Origin of the sequence: Streptomyces sp. YIM 121038, from assembly GCF_006088715.1 — a bacterium.
Lineage (GTDB): Bacteria > Actinomycetota > Actinomycetes > Streptomycetales > Streptomycetaceae > Streptomyces.
On the sequence record NZ_CP030771.1, the window covers coordinates 8,712,842 to 8,733,073 of the forward strand.

Consider the following 20,232-nt stretch of genomic DNA (forward strand, 5'->3'; position numbering starts at 1 on the left):
GGCCCCATGCGAGTTCTCCTCATCTCCACCAACAAGATCCGGGTGCCGCGGCCCGCGCTGCCGATCGGCATGGCCTACATCAGCGCCGCGGCGAAGCGGGCCGGACACGAGGTCGACGTCCTGGACCTGCTGTGGGAGTCCAGGGAGCTGAAGGCGGTCAGGGAGCGCCTCACCGCCAAGACGTACGACGTCGTCGGCATCGCGGTGCGCAACCTGGACAACCTGACGTTCATCGACCCCATCTTCTTCGGCCCGATGACCGAGAAGATCGTCCGGTGCGTGCGCAAGTACACCTCGGCCAAGGTCGTCCTCGGCGGGTCGGGCTTCTCCGTCGAGCCGTTCTCGTTCTTCGAGTACGCGCAGCCGGACTTCGGGATCGCGGGCGAGGGCGAGGCGGGAATCGTCCAGCTCCTGCAGTACCTGGAGGTCGGCGGCTCCCTGAACGACGTCTCGGGCCTGTGCTACCTCGACGAGAACGGCCGGTTCCGCCAGAACCCGTCGAACTCCGCCTTCGACCTGGGCGCCCTGGTCCCCGACCGGTCCGTCTACGACCCGCGGTACTTCGAGGAGGGCGTCTCGGCGGCCTCCGACCTCACCCGGGACACCCAGCCCGCGATCGAGACGCTGCAGACGAAGCGCGGCTGCAAGCTGTACTGCTCGTACTGCATCATCCGCAAGACCGAGGGCAAGGGGAACCGGTTCAAGGAACCGGCCGAGGTCGTCGCGGAGATCCAGCGGGCCATGCGGGAGAACCCCGCCGTCCGGGAGTTCGAGATCGTGGACGCGACCTTCAACTATCCGCTGGAGTACGCGGTCGAGGTGTGCGAGGAGATGGTCCGCGCCAAGCTGGACGTGCCCTGGTACTGCCAGCTCACCCCGAACGCGGTCACGCCGGAGTTCGTGGAACTGCTGACCGCGGCCGGCTGCATCCGGGTCGACCTGGGCACCGACGCGCTCACCGACGAGGCGCTCCAGGACCTCATGAAGGGCTTCGACATGGCCCGGGTCCTGGAGATCGACCGCCTCTTCACGGCCAGCCCGATCGAGCACACGCACTGCGTCTTCCTGGGCGGTCCCGGGGAGACGCCCGCGGCCCTGAAGGAGTCGATCCGGTTCACCGAGCGGCATCTGAACCCGGCCCAGATCTACGCCAACCTCGGCATCCGCGTCCTGAGCGCCACCAAGCTGGAGAAGCAGGCCGTCAAGGCCGGGATCATGAAGGAAGGGCAGGGGACGTTCGTCCCCGCTTTCTACGTCGAGCCGGACATCCTCGCCAGCCGGGAGACCCTCGACTTCGTCCGCGACTCCTATCTCAGCCACAAGAACTGGTACCTGTGGTGGGGCCTCGGCGGCCAGAACCTCACGGACCGGTCGACCGACGCGATGCGGGCCGTGGCCGAGATGCAGCGGGAGTACGAGTACGTGATGCGGGACAAGCCGCGGCTGCGGCGCGCCCCGAAGCCGACCGGCCCGCAGCCGGTCTCCCTCACCCTCGGCTCGGCGTGAGGGAGGGAGACCGGTGAACTCGGCAGGCCGCTATGTCCATCGGCGAGGGATCCACTGCGAGTCGGCCTGCCAGTGCGGCATCCTCGCCGCGGGCGGCTTCGACGTGGACGAGGAGGTGGTGTTCGGCCTGGACGGCGGCTTCGGCTTCTCGTTCTTCCCCGCGAACGGCAACGCGCCGGACATCGTGGTCGGCAAGCAGGAGATCATGCCGCTGCGCGCCGCCCGGCTGATGGGCGTCGAGGTGGGCCTGCACACGCCCAGGTCCAGCGCCGCGCTCGCGAAGCTGCTCGCCTCGACGCCCGCCGTCATGACCCGGGTGGACCTCGGACTCCTGCCGCACTGGGGGCTCGGGGGCCGCTCGTCCTTCGGCGGGTACTTCGTCAACGTGACGCGCGGCGTCGGCGGCGAGGCGTTCGAGGTGTCGGACCCGGCCTTCGACACGCCCGTCGTCGTCGGCGCGGCGGATCTCGACGCGGCCCGCGCCAGCAGGAGCTCGCCGCCGGTGAACCCGGACCGCAAGGTGTACGTCTTCGGACCGCGGCGCACCACCCCGCGGCTGCGCCTGGTCGGCCCCGTGGCCGTCCGCACCCTCTGCCGCGACGTGCTCGGACCGGGGAGCAGGAGCCTGGGCATCCCCGGCATGAAGCGCCTGATCACGGCGGCGGCGGCGTGGCCGCGGTCGAAGCGGGGCGAGGTCGAGGACGTGGACCTGGAAGGCCGGGTGATCCGCACCGACGCGCTGGCCCGGCAACTGCTGCACGTCGGCAGACAGATCGAGTCGTTCGGCACGGGGGGCGGGCTCTTCCGCCCGCTGATGGGCCGCTTCCTGACGCGGGTGGCGGCGGCCACGGACGACCCCCGCTACGCCGAGTCGGCCGAGCTGTTCTTCGAGAGCGGCCGCCTCTGGCAGACCCTGGGAGCCACGCTCCTGGCGCGAGGCGCGACGGACTCGCGGGCGGACCTCACGTCGCTCGTGGACGGCGTGACGGACACGGTCCGGTCCGCGATGGACGTCGAGAAGCGTGCGCTCGGCGCGCTGACCGCTCTGTAGGCGCGAGGTGGAGAGATGCCGACGGTGGACGAATCCGTACTGATGCAGGGTCCCGACCGGTGGAACGAACACGCGCGGCGCCGCCGGGCCGAGGGCCCGTTCCGCCCCGACCTGCGGGCCGCCCGGCTGCACGGCGCCGACCTGCGCGGGGTCGACCTCGTGGACGCGGACCTCACGGGGGCCGTGCTGAGCGAGTCGTACCTGATGACGGCCGACCTGCGCGGCGCCACCCTCGACGGCGCGGACCTGTGCGAGGCGTATCTGATCCAGGCGGACCTGATGAACTGCCGCCTCGTGGGAGCGAATCTGGAAGGCGCGGACCTCAGCGGCGCGGACCTCACCGGCGCCGTCCTCGATCCGGACTTCCGGCGGTCGGCGGTGATCTCGGACTACCTCACGATCTGGGCATAGAGGAGCAGGTCCCACAGGGCCTGGCGGGTTCGTCGGAAGGAGGCCCCGGTGACGACCACTGCGCTTGCTGACGAATGGGGCGTGAAACAGCTCGACCTCGACACCTACTTGAAGCGGATCGGCAGGCCCGGTCTGAGCCGTGCGCGACCGTGCGGGCAGACGCTGCGGCTGCTGCACCGCGCCCACGTGGAGACGATCCCCTTCGAGAACATCGACATCGTGCTGGAGCGCGGCGTCCCCACATCGATCGCGGACCTCCAGCAGAAGCTCGTGGCATCCGGGCGCGGCGGCTACTGCCACGAGCACAGCCTGCTGTTCGGCGCGGTCCTCGACCAGCTCGGCTACCGGGTGGACCGGCTGCTCGCCCGGCCCAGGGAGCGTCCCGGACGGCCCTGGCCCCGGACGCATCTGACCCTGCGCGTCCGCGGATCGGACGGCGAGTGGCTGGCCGACGTCGGGTTCGGCTCCGGTCTGCTCGAACCCCTGCCGCTCGCCGAGGGCGCGTGGTGCGCCCAAGGGGGCTGGTCGTTCCGCCTCGCGCGGCACGACGAGGGGTGGCAGCTCCTGGAGCGGGCCGGGACGGGGAAGAACCCCCTGTACGCGTTCGGGGGCCGCGGCCAGCGCGCCGCCGACGTCGACGCGGCGAACTACTACACGTCCACCCACCCCGAATCGCCCTTCACCGGACAGCTGGTGGTGATGCAGCGGCTCGGCGGCGAACTGCGGCGCCTGCTCAACCGGGAGTTCTCCCGCGTGCTGCCCGACGGAACCTGCGAGAAGACGTCACACCTCGACGACGAAGACCTGGCGAAGGTCCTCACGCGGGAGTTCCGGCTGACCCTGAACGCGCACGAGACGCGCGAACTGCTGGCGCGCGTCGCCGACGTCCGGTCGAGCCTCGCGCCGCCGCCCGTCACCACGCCCGCGGCCGGGGGCGGGTGACGCGCCGACCGCCGTCAGGTGTGACCCGCCACGATGTCCCGGAGGCGGGCGAGGTCCCGCTCGGTGATGCCGGTCGGCCGCAGGACGGCGTTCCACCCGTCGACGTACGCGGCCCGGTACCGGTGGCCGTGGCCGTCGGGCACCCCGGTGGCGAACGGCAGGTCGGCGGTGACCTGCCAGAACGTCACGAACGGTACCCAGAACATGCTCGGGAGCACATCGTCCCCGGGGGCCTCGCCGATCCAGTCCGGCTGGTCGAGCATCAGGTGGGGCCCCCACCAGACGATCGGGTCGGAGGCGTGCAGGAGGTACAGCACACGGGTGCCCTCCCACGGCGCGTCCGGCGGCGGGACGTCCGCCGCGGCGTCGTCGGCGAAGCGCACGGTGCGCCCGTCCTTGTAGACGGGCTGGACCTCCGGGCTGCCCGCGTCGCGGTCGTCGGTGAACCGCCGGAACAGGGTGTTGAAGTTCGGCGGCCCCGCGAACAGCGTGCCCGCCGTGCGGTTGCGGAGGTCGTACTCCCCGCTGAACGCGGTCTCGCCGCCGAACGACCCCAGGCTCTCGCCCGCGACGTACAGGCGGGGCCGGTCGTCGGCGGGAAGTTTCGACCAGACGTCGTAGACCGCGTCGAAGAGCTCACGGCCCGCCTCGCGGGCCTTCGACTGGTCGACGAGGTACGACATCCACGACGGCAGGTACGAGTACTGCAGGGCCACGCTCGCGCTGTCGCCGCCGGTCAGATACTCGAAGCTGTCCACCGCGGCGGGGTCGACCCAGCCGCTGCCGGTGGTCGTCACCACCAGGAGGCTCCGGCGCCGGAAGCCCCCGGCGCGCTCCAGGTCGGCGACCGCGCGGGCGGCCCGGGACTCGGTGTCGTCCGCGGTGTCGAGCCCCGCGTACGCGCGGACGGGCGTCGGCGCCCGGCGGCCGGTGAACCGCGCGATGGCGTCGGCCGAGGGGCCGCCGGACACGAAGGTGCGCCCGTTCCTGCCGAGCGAGTCCCAGGGGATGGCGGACCCCGGGCCGCCCGAGCGCAGAGCGGTGGCGGGGCGCCGCACCCCTTCCTCGGTCCGCGTGTCGCGCAGCGAGAAGGCCTGGTTCGCCGCGGCGACCAGGCCGTCGACCAGCACACCGCTGAGGAGCAGGACGGACGCGGTGGCCACGAGGATCCCGCCGGCCGCCTGCGCCGCCCGCGCGCCGATCCAGCGCCGCAGCAGCGCGGCCACCCGGCGGTAGGCCCCGCGGACCCCGCGGGCCGCCAGCAGGAGGAGGCAGAAGAGCAGGAACGCGATCGGCAGCGAGGCGATCGTCTGGAGGAGGCTGTACTCCGGCACGTCCAGGAGCCGGCGGATCTGGTGCTGCCAGTACTGGCCGAGCCCGAACGCGGTGCCGAGCAAGGCGGTCCCGGCCACGAGGAAGGCCCGCCAGGACGCCCGCCGCGCGGGCCGCGGCCCGCGGTCGGCGAAGGCCCGCCAGATCCACGCGGCGACCGTCCCGAGCCCGTACCCGATCGCGGCGAGGATCCCGGAGATCACCCCTTGGAGGAGGCCGCCGCGGGGGAGGAGCGAGGGGGTGAAGGAGAGGCAGACGAGCAGCAGCGCTCCCCAGGCGCCGGGGAGCGTCGCGTACCGCGCGCAGCGCGTGCCCGGCGCCGCCGGTGGCCTCGGGCTCATGGGTCCTCCCGCCTCACCTGCACTGCCATCCGGACCGGGGAGGAGTGCATCTCAGCCGCTGTGGCGGTCCGGCGGGAGGCGCACGACCGCGAGGGACACCGCCGCGGCGGCTAGGCCGAGGACCGCGCCGGCCGCGACGTCGCCGGGGTAGTGCACGCCCGTGTGGACGCGGGAGTAGCCGACGGCGACCGCGAGCGCCCCGAGCGGCACCGCCGCCGCGGGCAGGACGACGCCCACGGCGGTGGCGAAGGCGGCCGCCGACGCCGTGTGGCCGGAGGGGAAGGACGCCGACTGCGGCATCGGCACGTGCCGGTCCACGACGACGCGGGCCTGCTCCCGGTCGGGCCGCCGCCGGCGGACCATGCGCTTGCCGAACAGGTTCGCCGCCACCGAGGCGAGCGCCACCGCTCCGGTCCCGGCCAGCGCCGCGCGCCGGGGACGCCCAGGCACCAGCGCCAGGCCCGCCGCGACGGCGAACGAGATCTTCGAGTGGTCGGCCGCGTGCGAGAGGCGCCGCAGCGCTCGGTCGAGCGTGGGCGTGGGGGTGGCGGCCACGGCGGCGTACAGCGCCCCGTCGATCGCGCGCAGGTCCCCGAGCACGGCCGCCGCCGTCGACCGGGGCCGGTCCGTGGCGGTGTCTTCGTCAGCCATGGCTCTCCCGTCCCGCGGTCCGCCCCGGCCCGCCGAGGGCGAGGTCGATGAGGCGTCGCCAGTTCACCGGCGGCGCGGGCGCCACGACGCCCGGGCGGTCGCGCGGCACCAGGACCCGCAGCGCGCCGGGGCGCAGCGTGCACACCACCGGCGTGGGCATGCGCAGCGCCTCGCCGTCCACCGCCACGGGGATCTCGTCGGCGTCGGAGGTCACCTCGACCCGCCGCGCGGTCATGACCGTGAGGCCCGTGGACTGCGATCCGCGCACGGCCAGGTCCGCGGCCTGGGCCGCGCCCTCGACGCGCAGGGCGAGGACGCCCAGCTCGCCGCTGTCGAGCCGTGGCCGTCGGCCACTGGCACCGAGGTCGTCGGGCGAGCCGTACGGGTTGTTGCTGACGAGCAGCGCCTGCTGGGACGAGAGCGCGCTGGTGTCCGTCCGGGCGTCGAGCCGTCGCACCCCTTCGCCGGCCAGCAGGTCCGGCATGAGGCTCAGGGCCGTGCCCGCCTTGTCGTCGCGGTACTCGGGCCGCTGTACGACGTCCGCGTACACGCCGAAGGAGACCGTGTTGACGAAGGCGCGGCCCGCGACGTCACCGAGGTCGACCCGGAGTTCCTCGCCGTCGGTCAGGGCGTCCAGGCACCGCGTCGGGTCGGCCCGGTCCAGGCCGAGGTCCATGGCGAAGTGGTTGCGGGTGCCGGCACAGACCACGAGGAACGGCAGGCCGTGCTCGGCGGCGACCGCCGCGACCAGCGCCTGGGTGCCGTCGCCGCCCGCGACGCCGAGCAGGTCCGCGCCGTCGGCCACCGCCCGGCGGGCCAGTTCGGCGACGTCGGCCGGGGCGGACGGGTCCAGCAGGACCACGCGCGCGCCGAGCTCCTCCGCCCGCTCCGCGAGGCCGAAGCGGCCGACCTTCCCGCCGCCGGACTTGGGGTTCATGATGAGCACCGGCCGCCGGGGCCTGCGCGCGGCGACCGTCCGCGGCGGCCGCGCCGCGGCCGCCGCGCGCAGCGCCGCCCGGGCGCAGAGCAGCGTCGCGCCCCAGCACAGGATCAGGACGAGCGCGGCCAGCCACAGGCCGTCGTACGCGAAGTACACGAGGACCGCGACGGGCGCGGCGACCGCGACGAGCGCCCCGCACAGACGCACCGCGCCGCGGTGCGCGAGGAACCACCACAGCCCGGCGGCGCACACGACGAGACCCAGCAGCCCGGCTCCGAGGATCAGCAGACCGCCCTCCCGCAACGCCAGAACGAGGACCGCCGAGGTGCCGAGCGCGGCGACCACGGCCAGGCGGGCGAGGAACCGCGCGGCGCCGCCGCTGCCGGAGCCCGTCACCCGTGTCCTGCCCGTGGCCGCCCTCGCATGCCGTGCCCCGCTCTCCGCCGCCTGGTCCGGGGCACCATCCTGCGTACGTCGCGGGCGGGGAGCATCCCGGCCGGGCCGTGCGGGTGAGCCGGGTCCGGGCGCAGCCCGGGGCGTACCCGGCCGGGTCAGGCGGTCGTGGCGGGCGCGGTCTTCTTCCGCGCGCGGTAGGCCGCGGCCTTGATCTTGTTGCCGCAGGACTCCATGCCGCACCACTGGCGGCGCATGCCGCGGGAGCGGTCGACGTAGACGCGGGTGCACTCCGGGTTGCCGCACTCCTTGAGGAGCGGGACGTCGGGGCCGCTGAGCAGTTCGACGGCCTGGCGGGCGACGGTGGCCAGGGCCTGGGCGGGGGTCGCCTCGTTGTGCCGTCCGGTCAGGGAGAGCTGGGGCGTGACCGGGGTGGCGCGGGCCGCGCCGTTGAGCACGGCGAGGGCCTCGCGGTCGAACTCCTCGCCGAGGCGGCGGTTGGTGATGAGCCGGTAGACGGCCTCGCGGAGGGTGATCGCCGCCCGGACGTCCTCCTCGTGGCCGGGTGTGATCGTGTCCACGAGTCCGGACTCCAGGTACCAGGCGTTGAGCCGCTCCGGCGTCACGAACATCTCGAACCGCGCCGAGCGCCGTGCACGGAGCGTGGCCGCGAAGTCGAGGGCCGGCTGTCCGCAGACGAAAACGTGGTCCAGATTCACATCACCATCCTGGCAGGTGACTGTCGGGGGGCGCAAGAATCGCCACCGCGCCGGGCCGCCCGCTCGCCGCGCCGGGCCGTCCGCTCACCGCCCGTGGTCGCGCTCCAGGTGGATCGTGCGGCCCGGCCACCGTCGGCGCAGCCAGCGGTCGTGGCTCGCGAGGACGACGGCGCCCGGGCCGCTGCCGAGGGCCTCCTCCAGTTCGTCGCACAGCCGCGGGGAGAGGTGGTTGGTGGGTTCGTCCAGGAGCAGCAGTGCGGGCGGGCGGGCCACCAGCAGGGCGAGCGCGAGCCGCCGCCGCTGCCCGACGGACAGCTGCCCCACGGGTTTGTCCAGGTCGCCCGGGTGCAGCAGGCCGAGCGAGCCGAGGGGCACCTGCTCGGCCCGCGCCGGGCCCAGCGACAGCGCGTAGGTGTCACGCGCCGTGCGCTCGGGCCGGTCGAACACGGTGTCCTGGTCGAGCAGTCCCACCGACAACCCATGCCGTGCGCGGACGACGCCCTCGGCGGGGAGCCGTCCGGCGAGCACGGCGAGCAGCGTCGACTTGCCCGCTCCGTTGGCGCCGGTGACCAGCAGCCGGTCGGTCGGTGACACCTCCAGAGCGGTCGGCGCGAGGCGGCCCGGCACGTGGGCGTTCCGCAGGGCGACCAGGGGCCGCGGCTCGTCCTCGGCCGCCGCGGCCGGCGCCCCGGCCGCGAACCGCAGGGGAGCAGGCGGCTCGGCGACCCGGTCGCGCTCCAACTCCGCGAGGCGCCGGGCGGCGTTGCGCACGCGGCGGGAGATCTGGTGCTGCACGCGCCCGGCGCGGTGGCCGTAGCCCATCTTCTCGTTGTCGCGCGGCCCCCGGTCCGGCGCGACGCGGTGCGCGGTCACCTGCGCGGAGCGGCGCAGTTCCGTCAACTCCTCCTGTTCCTCGGCGTACCGCCGCTCCCAGCGCCGCCGCTCGGCGCGCTTCTCGCTCAGGTACGCGGTGTAGTTCCCGCCGTAGCGCACGGGCCCCGCCACCGCCGGGTCGAGGTCGACCAGGTCGGTGCAGACGGCGTCGAGGAACGCCCGGTCGTGGCTGGCGAACACCACGGCTCCGGGCAGCGCGCGCAGCTGCTCCTCAAGGAAGGCGGCGGCGCCGTCGTCGAGGTGGTTGGTCGGCTCGTCGAGGAGCAGCGCCGACGGCCGCCGGACGAGCAGCGCGGCCAGGGCGAGCCTGCCGCGCTGCCCGCCGGACAGCGACCCGAGCGTGCGCTCGTGCCCGAGCGAGCCCAGGCCGAGGCCGTCGAGGACCAGGGCCGCGCGGCGGTCGGCGTCCCAGGACTCGCGGTCCTGGGCCTGTTCGAGGCGCCTGCCGTAGGCGTCGAGGAGCTCCTGGTGGCCGGGGGCGTCCTCGGGGACGCGGGCGAGTTCGTCGCCGAGCCGGGCGAGCTCGGCGAGGTCGGCACGGGCCTCGCGGAGCGCGTCGGCGAGGACCGCGGCGACGGTCGCGTCCGTGGCGAAGGGCATCTCCTGATGCAGGAAGCCCAGGTCGTCGGGGCGCGAGACGGTTCCGGCGTCGGGCCGGTCCGTGCCCGCGAGGAGCCGCAGCAGGGTGGACTTGCCGACGCCGTTCTCCCCGATGAGGCCGATGCGGTGGCCGGGCGACGCGGTGAGGCCGACGCCGTCCAGGACGCGCCGGCCGCCGAGGACGCGGACGAGGTCGTGGGCGAGCAGGGCGTGCCGGGTGTGCCGGGTGGCCCGGGTGTGTTGGGCGTGCTGGGTGTGTTGGGTGTGCTGGGTGTGCTGGGGCACGGGGATCCGCTCCATGGGGACGGTGGCGGTGGTCGGCCCGCGGGGCGCACGGCCTCGGCGCGGGCCACTGCACGCGCCGGGCTCACATCTCGGGCGCCCCGGTCTCCTTGAGGCGTCCGTCGGCGAGCCGCAGCCAGCGGTCCACGCCGATCTCGGTGAGGAACCGCTCGTCGTGGCTGATCACCATGAAGGCGCCCTGGTAGGAGTTGAGGGCGCTCTCCAGCTGGCCCGCGCTGACGAGGTCGAGGTTGTTGGTCGGCTCGTCGAGCAGCAGGAGCTGGGGGGCCGGTTCGGCGCACAGGACGCAGGCCAGCGTGGCGCGCAGCCGCTCGCCGCCGGAGAGGACCCCGACGGGCAGGTGTGCGCGCGGCCCGCGGAAGAGGAAGCGGGCGAGCAGGTTCATCCGCTCAGCCTCGGGCCGTTCGGGGGCGAACGCGGCGAAGTTCTCCGCCACGGTGCGGTCCACGTCCAGCAGGTCGAGGCGCTGCGAGAGGTAGGCGATCCGCCCGTCGTTCCGCTTGGTCTCACCGCTGTCCGGGGCGAGTTCACCGGTGATCAGACGCAACAGGGTGGTCTTCCCTGCGCCGTTGGGCCCGGTCAGCGCGATGCGCTCGGGGCCGCGCACGGTGAGGTCGACGCCGCCGTCGGCGAACACGGCCGTGCCGCCGTGGTGGACCTGCATCCCCTCGCCGAGGAACAGGTTGCGCCCCGCGGGCACGTGGGTGTCGGGCAGTTCGAGGGTGATGCGCTGTTCGTCGCGCAGCGCGCGCCCGGCCTCGTCGAGCCGGGACTTGGCCTCGCTGACCCGGGCGGCGTGCATCTGCCCGGCGCGGCCCGCGGACTCCTGGGCGCCGCGCTTCATGTTGCCCGCGAAGATGCGGGGGAGGCCCGCGTTCTTGAGGTTGCGGGCGGCGTTGCTCTGGCGGCGTTCGGCGCGTTCGCGGGCCTGCTGCAGCTCGCGCTTCTCGCGCTTGAGCTCCTGCTCCGCGTTGCGGATGTTCTTCTCGGCGACCTCCTGCTCGGCCCGTACGGCCTCCTCGTACGCGGTGAAGTTGCCTCCGTAGAGGCGCAGTTCGTCGCTGCCGAGCTCCGCGACGCGTTCCATGCGGTCGAGCAGCGCGCGGTCGTGGCTGACCAGGAGCAGGCAGCCGGTGAAGTCCGACAGGACGTCGTAGAGCTTGTGCCGGGCCTCCAGGTCGAGGTTGTTGGTCGGCTCGTCGAGCAGCAGGACGTCGGGGCGCCTGAGCAGTTGGGCGGCGAGGCCGAGGGAGACGACCTGCCCGCCGCTGAGCGTGCTCAGGGTGCGGTCCAGGGCGAGACCGGCCAGGCCGAGACGGTCGAGCTGGGCGCGGGTGCGCTCCTCGATGTCCCAGTCGTCGCCGATGGTGGTGAAGTGCTCCTCGCTCACGTCACCGGACTCGACGGCGTCGAGGGCGCGGATCACCGCGGCGACGCCGAGCACCTCGGCGACCGTGAGGTCACCGGTCAGGGGGAGGCTCTGCGGGAGGTAGCCGAGCGTGCCGCCGACCGACAACGAGCCGGTGGCGGGAGTGAGTTCACCGGCGATCAACTTGAGCAGGGTGCTCTTGCCGGAGCCGTTGGGGGCGACCAGGCCGGTGCGGCCGGTGGCGACGGTGAAGGACAGGTCGTGGAAGACGGGGGTGTCGTCGGGCCAGGCGAAGGAGACGTTCGAGCAGACGACAGCGGCGTCGGACATGGAGGTGACCTCGGGGGATCGAGGGCAGACAGAGCTCTGCCCTGGACAGTTGTGGGAAGAGGGGTACGACGAAGAGGCCTCGGTACGGGCGCTCGTGCAGCGCCGTCCGACGGCCGGTCACATCCGGGTCTCACCCGGAGATGTCGTCGTCACCTGCCACGACTGCCACTCCTCGATCGATGGGTCCACGTCGCGCACACAGTAGCAGGCGTGTTCGCCGCCGTGCGTCGAGCGGCGGCCGCGGTCGCCCCTCGTCGTCGGCCTGTGCCCGCCAGTCTGCGCCCGCCGGTCTGGCGCGAAGCCGCCCCCTCGCCCTTGCCGTCACCGGTCTAACCGGTGATAGCGTCGGTGGCGTCCGGACCCACATGTCGGCGCGCTCGCGCGCACCCCTTTCCCTGGACGGGACGATCCATGAGACGACTTCTGACCGTGTTGGCCGCCGGTGCCCCGCTGGCCGCGTCCGTGTACCTGCCGACCGCGACGGCGGCCCCCCACGAGAGCTCCGGCCCCGCGAAGGCCGCCTGCGTCGCGCCGCCCCTGAAGGCCCCGGCCGGTGCCGAGGCGGAGTCCGTGTCGGCGGTCCGCCGACCGGGCGGCACCGTCCACGGAAGCGGAATCCTGGGCGGCACGGTCACCGGCGTCCCCGCCTACTGCGAGGTGACGATCACCCTCACCCACCCGGGGGCCGGTGACCGCGCCACGGTGCGGACCTGGCTGCCGGAGGACGGCTGGAACGGCCGCTTCCAGGGGCTCGGCGGCAGCGCGTACGCGGCCGGGGACAACGGCGTCGGCCTGGCCACCGCGGTCAAGAACGGCTACGCGGCGACCACCACCGACGCGGGCGTCGGCGACGTCCTCGACGTCGACTGGGGGCTGCGCGGCGACGGGCGGGTCAACACCGCGCTGCTGACGAACTTCGCCTCCCGCTCCCAGCACGAGGCCGCGGTCCTCGGCAAGCAGGCCGTCGCCGGGGTCTACGGCAGGCGTGCCTCCTTCGCCTACTTCAACGGCTGCTCCACCGGCGGGCGCCAGGGCTACATGGAGGCCCAGCGCCACCCCGACGACTACGACGGCATCCTCGCGAACGCGCCCGCCGTCAGCTGGGACGAGTTCGAGGTCGCCACCCTGTGGCCGCAGGTGGTCATGAACAACGAGCGGACCTACCCGTCCTCCTGCGCGTTCAAGGCCTTCACCGACGCCGCCGTCAAGGCCTGCGACCCGCTCGACGGCCTCAGGGACGGCCTGGTCAACGACGCGGCCCGGTGCGACTTCGACCCGCGCCGCCTGATCGGCACCGAAGTGCCGTGCGACGACGGGAAGCACACCATCACCGCGGCCGACGCGGCGGTGGTCCGCAGGATCTGGGACGGCCCGCGCACCCCGTCGGGCCAGAAGCTGTGGTCCGGCGTCCCGGTCGGCGCCGACCTGACGGGCCTGGCTCGCGTCACCGAGCCCGACGCGCACGGCGACGTCAAGGGCGAGCCGTTCCCCGTGCCGCGTGCCTGGGTCGCGACCTGGCTGGAGAAGCAGCCGTCGTTCGACGTCGCGACGATCACCTACGAGCGGTTCGCCCGGCTGTTCCGCCAGTCGCGGGCCGAGTACGGCAAGGTCATCGGCACGGACGACCCGGACCTCTCGGCCTTCCGCAAGTCCGGTGGGAAGCTGCTGAGTTGGCACGGCGAGGCCGACGAGTACATCCCCCCGCAGGGCACGGTCGAGTACCGCCGACAGGTCGAGCGGGCCATGGGCGGCGCCCGGCGCGTCGACAACTTCTACCGGCTCTTCCTCGCCCCCGGCACGCCGCACTGCGGCCTCAACAGGGGCAAGGGCGCCACCGACGACCTCGGCGCGCTGCGGGCCTGGGTCGAGCGCGGCGAGGCCCCGACGGTCCTGCCCGCCACCCTCGTCGACGCCCAGGGGCGGAGCGTCACCCGCGACCTGTGCGGCTACCCGCGCGTGTCCCGCTACCGGGGCCACGGCGACCCGGCCGACGCCACCGGCTTCCGCTGCGAGCGGCACTGACCGCCCCGCCCTCCGCCATGACCTCCATGGCACGGCAGTACACGAATGGAGAACCACGATGATCGATCGACGCCGTCTCTTACGGACGAGCGGTGCCGCCGCGGTCGGCGCCCTCGGCGCCGCCGCTCCGTCGGCCGCCGCCTCGGCCGCGGAGCCCGCCCGCGGCCCGTCCCCGCGTCCCGGCGGGGACCCCGATCCGACCGGGGGCGTCACCCGTACGCTCCTCCAGGAGCACCCCTCGCCCGCGAAGGGGTGGGAGACCGTACAGACACTCGTGCAGATTCCGCGGCACAAGGAGTCGGGGCGGCACAGTCACCCCGGTGTCGAGGTCGGCTACATCGTCCGCGGTGACGTACTGATGGAGTTCGACGACAGGCCGCCGCTCCGCCTGCGCACGGGTGACCCGTTCTTCATCCCGGAAGGGGCCGTCCACAACGCCCGCAACGTGGGCAAGGTGACGACGATGATGCTCTCCACGTACGTCGTCGACGAGACGAAGCCCCTGGTGACCACCTACTAGAGCCCGGCCGGGCGCGTCCGTGCACCGGACGCGCCCGGTGGCGTCGCCGTCAGGACGTGCCGATGCCGTGGAGCAGGGTGTCGACGACGACGTCCGCCGCCTGACCCGGGCTCAGGTCGGGCAGGTGCCGTGACACCAGGTGCATGAGCTGGGGCAGGAGGACGCTCGCCCAGCCCTCGGGCCTGTCGCGGCGCAGGAGGCCGTCGTCGGTGGCCCGCCGGAGGAAGGCGTCGACCTCGTGCACGGACGCGTCCCTGCGCCGGCGGACGGCGTCGTCGGTGAGCATGCGGGCCAGGTCGACGGGCCAGGTGCGGTTGACGGTGATGACGTTCTCGACGTAGCGGTGCAGGGCGACGGCGACGGGCGCCTCGCGCAGCCGGGCGTCCTCGATGGCCCGCTCGACGGCGGTGAGGCGGGCGTCGTAGATGGCGGCCAGGAGGTCCTCGCGGGAGGCGAAGCGCCGGTAGACGGTACGCCGGTCCACACCCGCCTCGGCGGCGATGCTCGCGATGCTGGCACCGGGGTCGGTGGCGAGCATGCGGGCCCCCGTGGTCAGGACGGCTTCCAGATTGCGTGCTGCGTCGGCTCTCACCGCACGGAGTCTAGCCGTGAGGTGGGGCACCTGGGCTACCTAACGCCACAGCAGTGTGCATCTTGGCGGTGGAGCTGCCGCACCGGTGGAGCCGCCGCGTCGGAAGAGCTGCCGCACCGGCAGGGCCGCCGCGTCGACGGGGCTCAGAGGTGGTCCGCGTCAACGACCGCCTGGGCGAAGGCGGTGGGCGCTTCCTGCGGCAGGTTGTGCCCGACGTCCGCGATCGTGCGGTGCTCGTACGGCCCCGTGAAGTGATGGCGGTAGGCCGAACCGTCGCCGGGCGGGGTGAAGGGGTCGAGAGCCGCGTCGAGGGTGACGGTGGGCACGTGGAGCGGGGGCCGGGTGGCGAGCAGCTGCTCGTAGCGGTCGTAGCGGGGCTCGCCCTCGATGAGGCCGATGCGCCACCGGTAGTTGTACAGGACGACGGCGGCGTAGTCCGGGTTGCGGAAGGCGTGGGCCGTGCGGGCGAAAGTGGCGTCGTCGAAGCGCCAGTTGGGGGAGACGAGGGTCCACACGTAGCGGCAGAGGGCGACGCGGTCGTCCACGTCCTCCATGGTCCTCTTGCCGCGCTCGGTGGCGAAGTACCACTGGTACCACCAGGTGTGCTCCACGGCCGGGGCGGCGGGCTCCCGCTGTGCCTCGACGTCGGTGATGAGGTAACCGCCCGTGGAGACGAGGGCCTTGACGCGTTCGGGCCACAGGGCGGCGATGATGTCGGCGGTGCGTGATCCCCAGTCGAAGCCCGCGAGGACCGCTCGGGGAATCTTGAGCGCGTCCATCAGGGCGACGACGTCGAGGGCGACGGCGGACTGCTCGGCGGTGCGGGGCGTGCGCCTGGAGAGGAAGCGGGTGCTGCCGTGCCCGCGCAGATACGGAACGATCACGCGGTAGCCCATCCCGGCGAGCAGCGGTGCCACGTCGACGAAGCTGTGGATGTCGTAGGGCCACCCGTGCAGACACAGGACGACCGGCCCGTGAGCCGGTCCCGCCTCGGCGTAACCGACGTCGAGGACACCCGCCTTGACGTGCTTCAGCGTGGCGAACGCGGTGTGGGTGTCGGGGGCGATGACGGGCACGGCGGGCGCGGGGCCGCGGTGCGGCCGGGGTGAGGCGGACTCGGCGGCCTGGGCTCGCGGGCCGGACAGCGAGACGGCCGCGCCACCGGCACCCAGGGCCGCGGCCTTGCTGAAGGTACGCCTGTTGATCATCTGAAGCCCTTCGTCGTGCGTGTGGGGGACGGGGCGACACTCGCAGATGGTGCGTCACCGGTCAAGGGGGTGATTCGTGGCGCCGCGTTGACCGGATGAAGGGCGCCCCTCGCCGCTCCGCGAGGGCAACGCAGCCGAGGCGCTTGGTATTTATAACTGCTACATTGATGTGACAGTTATTAAGTGCTCGGCAGGAACGAGCCGAGATCACGGGAAGAGGGAAAGCGCATGATCACCTACGGTCGGCTCTTCATCGGAGGCTCCTGGGTCGAGCCGAGCGATCCGCGGCTGCTCGACATCGCCTCGCCGCACGACCGGACGGTGATCGGCCGCGCCGCGCAGGCGCGACCGGCCGACGTCGACCGGGCGGTGTCCGCGGCGCGGGCGTCCTTCGGGGCGGGCGCGTGGCGCCTGACCCCTCCGGCCGAACGGATCGCGCGCCTGCGGCGGTTCAACGCGCTGCGCGAGGAGAGCGCGGAGGAGATCGCCCGCCTGATCTCCCTGGAAACCGGTTCGGCGGGATGGTTCACCCGCGCCGGGCAGGCGGGCCTGACCCGGCAGGCGAACGCCTATCTGAAGGCGGCCGAGGACTTCGCCTGGGAGGAGACCGTTGTCCCGTCCGACCCGGCGTCCCCCCTGCGCAGCGTGGTGCGGCGGGAGCCGGTCGGCGTCGTGGCCGCGGTCATCCCGTGGAACTCGCCCTTCTCCTCCGCCACTTCGAAGGTCGTCCCCGCTCTGCTCGCCGGAAACTCCGTGGTCCTCAAGGTGTCCCCGGAGAACTCGCTGAGCATGGGCTTCCTGGCCGAACTCCTGGAGCGGGCGGGCCTGCCCTATGGGGTGATCAGCGTTCTGCCCGCGGACCGGGAGGTCAGTGAGTACTTGGTGTCGCACGCGGAGGTGGACAAGATCGCCTTCACCGGTTCGACGCGGGCCGGTCGCCGCATCGCCTCCCTCGCGGGCGAGCGGCTCAAGCGGGTCAGCCTGGAGCTGGGCGGCAAGTCCGCCGCGATCATCCTCCCCGACGCCGACATCGAGAAGGCCGTGGCGGGCGTCAAGTTCGGTTCCCTGCTCAACAACGGCGAGTCGTGCATCGCCCAGACCAGGATCCTGGCCCCGCGCGAGCGGTACGAGGAGGTCGTGGCCGGGCTCAAGGAGCTGGTGGAGTCGCTGAAGGTCGGCGACCCGAGCGACCCCGACACGTTCATCGGCCCGATGATCCGCCCCGACCAGCAGCAGCGCGTCCGCGACTACATCCGGCTCGGCATCGAGGAGGGCGCCCGCCTGGTCACCGGCGGCCCGCAGGTCCCCGCGGGCCTGGAGCGGGGCAACTACGTCACCCCCACCGTCCTCGCCGACGTCGACAACTCCCAGCGCATCGCCCAGGAGGAGATCTTCGGCCCGGTCCTCGTCGTCATCGCCTACGACGACGAGAACGACGCCGTACGCATCGCCAACGACTCGGAGTACGGCCTGTCCGGCGGCATCTGGTCCTCCGACGAGGAGCACGCCCTGGCCGTGGCCCGCCGCGTCCGCACCGGCACCGTCACGGTCAACGGTGCCTCTGTCGGCTTCGACGGCCCGTTCGGCGGCTTCAAGGCAAGTGGCATCGGACGTGAGTTCGGCGCGGTCGGGCTCGGTACGTACACCGAGTACAAGACCATCACCCTGTGACCGGCGGTGCCGCACGGGCGCGGTCGCGGGTGTCGACTGGGGACGCCGGAGGCCGGTTCGGCGTGACGCTCTGTCGCGCCCTGACCGGAAGGCTGACACCGGAATGAGTCACCGGTTAGAGTGGTGATGCATGTGAGTGGTGCGTACGCGGCTCCCGTGCGCCCCGGCACCCCGGACCGAACGTGAGGAAGCGACATGACCAGGAGACGAGGACCGGCCCGGGCCATGACGGCTGCGGCGCCCGCGGCCGGGCGGGCCGCGGACGGCCTGGGGCCGGTGCGCCACACCCGTACCGACGTACTGGACGTCGCCTATCACGACGTCGGCCCGGCCCGGGGCGAGCCGGTGGTCCTCCTGCACGGCTGGCCGTTCAGCCCCGTCGGCTCCTACGCCGAGGTGGCGCCCGCGCTGGCCCGGCGCGGCTACCGCTGCTACGTCCCCTATCTGCGCGGCCACGGACGGACCCGCTTCCTGCGCGAGGACACCGTCCGCTCCGGCCAGCAGGCGGCGCTCGGCGCGGACCTGGTCGCCTTCATGGACTCCCTGGGCGTGCCCCGGGCCCTGTTCGCGGGCTACGACTGGGGCGGGCGGGCCGGTGATGTCGCCGCGGCGCTGTGGCCCGAGCGCTGCACCGGCCTCGTCTCCGTGAACGGCTACCTCATCCAGAACCTCGCCGTCGCCCAACAGCCCCTGGCCCCCGCGCGGGAGGAGGCCTCCTGGTACTTCTTCTACTTCCTCACCGAGCGCGGGCGGAAGGGGCTCCAGGGCGACCGCGAGGGCCTGGCCCGCGTCGTCTGGCGCCGCAACTCGCCCCAATGGCGTTTCACCGAGGCGGAGTTCACCGAGGCGGCGGAGCTGTGGACCAACCCCGACTACGTCGACGTGGTGATCCACAGCTACCGCCACCGCCTGGCGGCCGCACCCGGAGACCGCCGGTACGCCGCGCTGGAGCGGAGGCTGCTGGACCAGCCGAAGATCACCGTCCCCACGGTCACGCTCGACGGTCAGGCCGACGGCGCCATCCCGCCGACCGACGGCAGCGGGTACGCCGCCCACTTCTCCGGCCCCTGGAACCACCACGTCGTGCCCGCCGCGGGCCACAACCTCCCCCAGGAACGGCCCGGGGCCTTCACCGACGCCGTCCTCGAAGCCGCCACCCTGAGCTGACCAGGGGACTCGGTGTCACCCGCCGTCGTGAGGTGTGTGAAGGTGAGTCCGTTGAGCCAGCCGTATGGGCGAGGTATGGGGGAGCTGTGGGCCAGATGCTCTATGGCGAGCGTTCGTGGAATCCGCTGGCGCGAACGGTGGAGCTGTCCGAGGACGGGCTGCGGCGAGGGATCAGGACCACGCCCCTGAGCGAGCTGAACCTCGGGGCGATGGCCGAGGCGTTCCTGCGGGGACGCTGGCTCGGCGGCGGCGGGGCGGAACGGCCGCTGGAGAGCCTTGCGGAGGGACCCGGCGTCGTCCCGGTGACCCGCGTGACCGGCACGGCCACACCGCTGAAGGTGCGGCAGGCCTTCGAGTTCGCCTGCAAACTGGGGGAGTTGGCCGTGCGCCAGTGCGGCGGCCCCGACCAGGTCGCCGCCCTCGCGGCCCGGGCCCGCGCCGAGGACGTACCGCTGTGGATGGCGCGGCGGTCCGCGCCGGGGCCCCTCGGGCCGATCACCGTGGCCGTGGACCGGCGCCTGGTACGCGTGGACGTGTGGGGGCCGCAGGCTCCCGTCGTACGGATCCGGGCCCCGCGCGGCTTCGTGCGGAACGCCCCCGAACCGTCCCAGGGCCTGCGGCTGACGGTCGGCGACGTGACCGCCGAGCTCACCCTGAAGAAGAAGCTGCGCAAGTCCAAGAGCCGGGTGGAGGTGAGGCTGCCCGGTCAGGTGTGGACGCTGCGGCGGGAGAACGCGACGAGTTCGTGGCTGCTGCGCGACGAACGCCGGGTCGCCCTGCTGGCACGGCCCCCGCGCCGGCCCGTCCTGGAGCCGGGCACGGTGCTGCTGCCGCTGGCTCCGGTGCGGTACGAGAGCGCCGACCCGCTGGACGCCGTCATGGCGCACGCCTTCGCCACGGCCTTCGGGCTCGGCGACACCACGGGCTGGGCACGGTTCCGGGCGGAGCGACGCCCGTCGGACGGGGGCGAACCGATCGCCGTCGACGAGGGCTGGGACCGCCCCTGGTTCAGCAACCTGGGCCGGGGCAGCGACGACAACGAGTCCGGCGGCGGCGACGGCTGGGGCTCGGACGGCGGCGACGGCGGAGACAGCGGCGGCGGTGACGGCGGGGGCGGAGACGGCGGCGGCGGGGACGGCGGCGGAGGTGACTGACATCCGATCCCGGATCCGCGGGGTGCCGACGCCCCTGACCGCCGGGCAGAGGCGCGCCGATGTCTGGCCGAAATGTGCGTGGACAATGCACGGTTCCTGATCGCCGAAGAGCGCGT

At 73.4% G+C, this 20,232-nt stretch carries 17 protein-coding genes; 9 read left to right on the forward strand and 8 right to left on the reverse strand.

Annotation, left to right across the window (positions count from 1 at the left end):
* Positions 1-6 precede the first annotated feature (6 nt).
* From C9F11_RS36375 to C9F11_RS36390, 4 genes are read left to right on the forward strand one after another with little or no spacing between them, the layout of a single operon-like run.
* Complete coding sequence (locus C9F11_RS36375) at positions 7-1,506, forward strand: radical SAM protein (RefSeq protein WP_138963757.1); 1,500 nt, start codon at positions 7-9, stop codon at positions 1,504-1,506.
* A gap of 13 nt (positions 1,507-1,519) precedes the next feature.
* A complete protein-coding gene (locus tag C9F11_RS36380; protein WP_138963759.1) occupies positions 1,520-2,557 on the forward strand; it encodes a BtrH N-terminal domain-containing protein in 1,038 nt (345 codons plus the stop codon).
* Positions 2,558-2,572: 15 nt separating this feature from the next.
* A complete protein-coding gene (locus C9F11_RS36385) occupies positions 2,573-2,968 on the forward strand; it encodes a pentapeptide repeat-containing protein (protein WP_138963761.1) in 396 nt (131 codons plus the stop codon).
* Between the two features lie 48 nt (positions 2,969-3,016).
* Positions 3,017-3,910: an arylamine N-acetyltransferase gene (locus C9F11_RS36390; protein ID WP_138963763.1), complete on the forward strand. Its 894-nt coding sequence runs from the start codon at positions 3,017-3,019 to the stop codon at positions 3,908-3,910.
* 14 nt (positions 3,911-3,924) lie between these two features.
* On the opposite strand, the gene C9F11_RS36395 is transcribed toward C9F11_RS36390, so the two are convergent.
* The 6 genes from C9F11_RS36395 to abc-f form a co-directional block, all read right to left on the reverse strand.
* A complete protein-coding gene (locus tag C9F11_RS36395; protein WP_138963765.1) occupies positions 3,925-5,583 on the reverse strand; it encodes an alpha/beta hydrolase in 1,659 nt (552 codons plus the stop codon).
* A 51-nt stretch (positions 5,584-5,634) separates the two neighbouring features.
* A complete protein-coding gene (locus C9F11_RS36400; RefSeq protein ID WP_138963767.1) occupies positions 5,635-6,234 on the reverse strand; it encodes a phosphatase PAP2 family protein in 600 nt (199 codons plus the stop codon).
* Positions 6,227-7,570, reverse strand: coding sequence for a diacylglycerol kinase family protein (locus C9F11_RS36405; RefSeq protein WP_138963769.1), 1,344 nt, complete (start codon positions 7,568-7,570; stop codon positions 6,227-6,229). The genes C9F11_RS36400 and C9F11_RS36405 overlap by 8 nt, the downstream gene beginning before the upstream one ends.
* Before the next feature lie 155 nt (positions 7,571-7,725).
* Positions 7,726-8,286 (reverse strand): ABATE domain-containing protein, encoded by a 561-nt coding sequence (locus C9F11_RS36410; RefSeq protein ID WP_138963771.1) that lies wholly within the window; start codon positions 8,284-8,286, stop codon positions 7,726-7,728.
* Positions 8,287-8,370: 84 nt separating this feature from the next.
* Complete coding sequence (locus C9F11_RS36415; RefSeq protein WP_249402267.1) at positions 8,371-9,987, reverse strand: ABC-F family ATP-binding cassette domain-containing protein; 1,617 nt, start codon at positions 9,985-9,987, stop codon at positions 8,371-8,373.
* 160 nt (positions 9,988-10,147) lie between these two features.
* Positions 10,148-11,782 (reverse strand): ribosomal protection-like ABC-F family protein, encoded by a 1,635-nt coding sequence (gene abc-f / locus C9F11_RS36420; RefSeq protein ID WP_138963775.1) that lies wholly within the window; start codon positions 11,780-11,782, stop codon positions 10,148-10,150.
* 411 nt (positions 11,783-12,193) lie between these two features.
* Here abc-f and C9F11_RS36425 point away from each other — a divergent pair, with 411 nt between their 5' ends.
* Together C9F11_RS36425 and C9F11_RS36430 are read left to right on the forward strand one after the other, a co-directional pair.
* A complete protein-coding gene (locus C9F11_RS36425) occupies positions 12,194-13,804 on the forward strand; it encodes a tannase/feruloyl esterase family alpha/beta hydrolase (RefSeq protein WP_138963777.1) in 1,611 nt (536 codons plus the stop codon).
* A 58-nt stretch (positions 13,805-13,862) separates the two neighbouring features.
* Positions 13,863-14,324 (forward strand): cupin domain-containing protein, encoded by a 462-nt coding sequence (locus C9F11_RS36430; protein WP_138963779.1) that lies wholly within the window; start codon positions 13,863-13,865, stop codon positions 14,322-14,324.
* A 49-nt stretch (positions 14,325-14,373) separates the two neighbouring features.
* Here C9F11_RS36430 and C9F11_RS36435 read toward each other — a convergent pair whose 3' ends face one another.
* Positions 14,374-14,862, reverse strand: coding sequence for a TetR/AcrR family transcriptional regulator (locus C9F11_RS36435; RefSeq protein WP_138967448.1), 489 nt, complete (start codon positions 14,860-14,862; stop codon positions 14,374-14,376).
* 197 nt (positions 14,863-15,059) lie between these two features.
* Positions 15,060-16,124: an alpha/beta hydrolase gene (locus C9F11_RS36440; protein ID WP_138963781.1), complete on the reverse strand. Its 1,065-nt coding sequence runs from the start codon at positions 16,122-16,124 to the stop codon at positions 15,060-15,062.
* A gap of 228 nt (positions 16,125-16,352) precedes the next feature.
* Here C9F11_RS36440 and C9F11_RS36445 point away from each other — a divergent pair, with 228 nt between their 5' ends.
* From C9F11_RS36445 to C9F11_RS47665, 3 genes are all read left to right on the forward strand, one after another.
* Positions 16,353-17,795 carry an aldehyde dehydrogenase gene (locus tag C9F11_RS36445; protein WP_138963783.1) on the forward strand — a complete coding sequence of 481 codons (1,443 nt, stop codon included), beginning with the start codon at positions 16,353-16,355 and terminating at the stop codon, positions 17,793-17,795.
* 195 nt (positions 17,796-17,990) lie between these two features.
* Positions 17,991-18,962 carry an alpha/beta hydrolase gene (locus C9F11_RS36450; RefSeq protein WP_138963785.1) on the forward strand — a complete coding sequence of 324 codons (972 nt, stop codon included), beginning with the start codon at positions 17,991-17,993 and terminating at the stop codon, positions 18,960-18,962.
* Between the two features lie 95 nt (positions 18,963-19,057).
* Complete coding sequence (locus tag C9F11_RS47665; protein WP_249402033.1) at positions 19,058-20,116, forward strand: hypothetical protein; 1,059 nt, start codon at positions 19,058-19,060, stop codon at positions 20,114-20,116.
* Positions 20,117-20,232 lie beyond the last annotated feature (116 nt).